The 1,784-nt window shown below is 56.1% G+C and carries 2 protein-coding genes; both read left to right on the top strand.

Going from position 1 to position 1,784, the window contains the following annotated elements:
- The first annotated feature begins 70 nt into the window (after positions 1-70).
- Positions 71-967 (top strand): UDP-3-O-acyl-N-acetylglucosamine deacetylase, encoded by an 897-nt coding sequence (gene lpxC / locus LKK83_RS19850; protein WP_324633041.1) that lies wholly within the window; start codon positions 71-73, stop codon positions 965-967.
- A gap of 36 nt (positions 968-1,003) precedes the next feature.
- Entirely contained in the window at positions 1,004-1,531 is a 528-nt protein-coding gene (fabZ, locus tag LKK83_RS19845) for a 3-hydroxyacyl-ACP dehydratase FabZ (RefSeq protein WP_324633040.1), read from the top strand.
- Positions 1,532-1,784 lie beyond the last annotated feature (253 nt).

Below are 1,784 nucleotides of genomic sequence, written 5' to 3'. Positions count from 1 at the left end.
GGGGGAGAACTCCTCCCTACGCATAAATGACGAGGGTTTCCGTTCTCCCCCTTACCAACCCTAATTTCTGATGAATCCCACCACGGATAGACTGCACGATGGGAACGGTTCTGCCCCCTACACCTTAGTCGCGCCAGTGACGCGATCGGGGGTTGGGTTACATACGGGAGAACTCACTAAAGTTACTTTAAAACCCGCCTCGGTGGGGAAAGGGCGCTATTTCGTTCGGGTGGATCTGCCCGAGGCCCCGATTATCCCCGCCACGGTGGAGAGCGTCCGCCAAACCACCCTCTCTACCGAATTGGGGGTCGATCGCGCCACAATTCGCACGGTGGAGCATCTGTTAGCCGCTTTAGGGGGGATGGGGGTGGATGATGTGCGAATTGAGGTAGAAGGCCCCGAAATCCCCTTGCTGGACGGATCGGCGTGGCCCTGGGTGGAAGCGATCGCCCAGGTCGGTATTCGGGAAGGGAGTGGCATCAGCTCCCCAAAGCCGGCGATCGCCGTGGAATCCCCCCAGTGGGTTCGCGAAAGCGATGCCTTTGTCGCCGCCTTGCCTTCTCCAGAATTGCGCTTTAGTTACGGCATCGACTTCGATGTAGATGCGATCGGCAATCAGTGGCACAGTTGGTCCCCCGCCCGTGGCAACTTCGCCACCGCGATCGCCCCGGCGCGTACCTTCGGTCTGGCACACCAAGTGGACCAACTGCGACGGCTCGGTTTAATCAAAGGCGGAAGTTTGGACAACGCCTTGGTTTGCTCCCACGAAGGATGGATTAATCCGCCCCTACGATTTGCAAATGAACCCGTGCGTCATAAAATTTTAGACTTAGTAGGAGATATCAGCTTGCTGGGACAATTTCCCGTGGCTCATTTTATCGCCTACAAAGCCAGCCATCACCTGCACGTCCAACTCGCGCGGTTGCTGGTTGAGTCGAAGTCAAAGCGTTTGGAACACTCGCTCTAAACGCGAACCGCGAACACTATCATTCAACATCTACCCATGTCCAGATCCCTCGACGCCCGTGCAAATTCTGCTAACTCATCCACCGCTAATACCGCTAAAACTGACCCGAATGGCGCACAGGTAGAGGAAAAATCTACCTTTACCCTAGAAGAAATTCACAATCTGCTCCCCCACCGCTATCCGTTTGCCTTGGTGGATCGGATTATCGAATACGTGCCCGGAGAGCGCGCCGTGGGTCTGAAAAATGTCACCTTTAACGAACCGCATTTTCAGGGACATTTTCCCGGACGTCCGATTTTACCGGGGGTGTTAATTGTGGAAGCAATGGCGCAAGTGGGGGGTGTGGTCCTGACCCAACTCCCGGACATGGAAGGCAGTTTATTTTTATTTGCCGGCATTGATAAGGTGCGGTTCCGTCGTCAAGTGATTCCCGGAGACCAACTGGTGATGACCACCGAACTGCAGCGGGTGTCCCAACGTCGCCTCGCGAAAATGCACGCTCGCGCTGAAGTGGATGGTCAACTGGTCACGCAAGGAGAATTGCTGTTTTCCCGGGTAGAGTGAACCGCCCACGGTCCGCACGATGAGCCTGGAATGCATCCCGCGTTGCCGATTCTGTTGCCTCACGGGTGAAAGGGGGCGATCGGGGAAGATCCGGTGGTTGGGCACCCCGAGGTGGGAATATTGGCGACCCGGCGCGACTGATAGGCGCAAGGGATCGCGCGATCGAGCAAAGATTATTCTGTCAGGGACTCCGTAGAAACCAACCCCATGTCTAAAGCCAGGGGCTTGTACTTCTAACCACCTGACCAGCCTA

Source organism: Phormidium sp. CCY1219, assembly GCF_035615515.1.
Taxonomy (GTDB): domain Bacteria; phylum Cyanobacteriota; class Cyanobacteriia; order Cyanobacteriales; family Laspinemataceae; genus CCY1219.
The sequence above is the reverse complement of the archived record's forward strand: the minus strand, read 5'-3'. Positions and strand labels throughout refer to the sequence as shown.

What these genes read in the sequence shown, in the direction of transcription:
- fabZ (WP_324633040.1), top strand. Translation starts at nt 1,004, where the DNA reads ATGTCCAGATCCCTCGACGCCCGTGCAAATTCTGCTAACTCATCCACC.
- lpxC (WP_324633041.1), top strand. Translation starts at nt 71, where the DNA reads ATGAATCCCACCACGGATAGACTGCACGATGGGAACGGTTCTGCCCCC.